Origin of the sequence: Nocardia acididurans, assembly GCF_016741815.1 — a bacterium.
Taxonomy (GTDB): Bacteria; Actinomycetota; Actinomycetes; order Mycobacteriales; family Mycobacteriaceae; genus Nocardia; species Nocardia acididurans.
Map to the genome: position 1 here is coordinate 1 of NZ_JAERRJ010000052.1, position 1,012 is coordinate 1,012.

At 67.7% G+C, this 1,012-nt stretch carries 1 pseudogene; it reads left to right on the forward strand.

Annotated elements, in window-relative coordinates:
* Positions 1–1,012, forward strand: a pseudogene (locus tag JK358_RS38745) (pyruvate carboxylase); the annotation flags it as partial.

The following is a 1,012-nucleotide window of genomic DNA, read 5'->3' on the forward strand; positions in this document are numbered from 1 at the left end:
GTTCCGGCCCGACACCGGCCGCATCACCGGCTACCGCTCCCCGGGTGGCGCGGGCGTGCGCCTGGACGGTGGCGCGAATGTCGGTGCGGAGGTGGGCGCGTACTTCGACTCCATGCTGGTCAAGCTGACCTGCCGCGGCCGTGACTTCCAGACCGCCATCGCGCGCGCCCGCCGTGCCGTGGCCGAATTCCGCATCCGTGGCGTGACGACCAATATCGCGTTCCTGAACGCGGTGCTGGACGACCCGGACTTCCGCGCGGGCCGGGTGACCACCTCGTTCATCGACGAGCGCCCGCAGCTGCTGACGCTGAAGTCCTCCGCGGACCGCGGCACCAAGATCCTGCAGTACCTCGCGGACGTCACCGTGAACAAGCCGCACGGCTCGCGGCCGACCAAGCTGTACCCGCACGACAAGCTGCCCGCCCTCGATATGACGGTGCCGCCGCCGCCCGGCACCCGGCAGAAGCTCCTCGAGCTCGGCCCGGAGGGCTTCGCCGACTGGCTGCGCAAGCGCGAAGGCGTGGCCGTCACCGACACCACCTTCCGTGACGCGCACCAGTCGCTGCTTGCCACCCGCGTGCGCACCAACGGCCTGCTGGACGTGGCCGGACATGTGGCGCGCATGACGCCCGAGCTGCTGTCCATCGAATGCTGGGGCGGCGCAACCTATGACGTCGCGCTGCGCTTCCTCTATGAGGATCCGTGGGAGCGGCTGGCCGCCCTGCGCGAGGCCGTGCCGAACATCAACCTGCAGATGCTGCTGCGCGGGCGCAATACCGTCGGTTACACGCCCTATCCGGAAAAGGTCACGCGCGCATTCGTTTCCGAGGCCACCGCCACCGGTATCGACATCTTCCGCATCTTCGACGCGCTCAACAATGTCGATCAGATGCGACCGGCCATCGACGCCGTACGTGAAACCGGTACCGCCGTAGCGGAAGTCGCCATGAGCTACACCGGCGATCTGTCGAACCCGAACGAGAACCTCTACACCCTCGACTACTACCTGAAA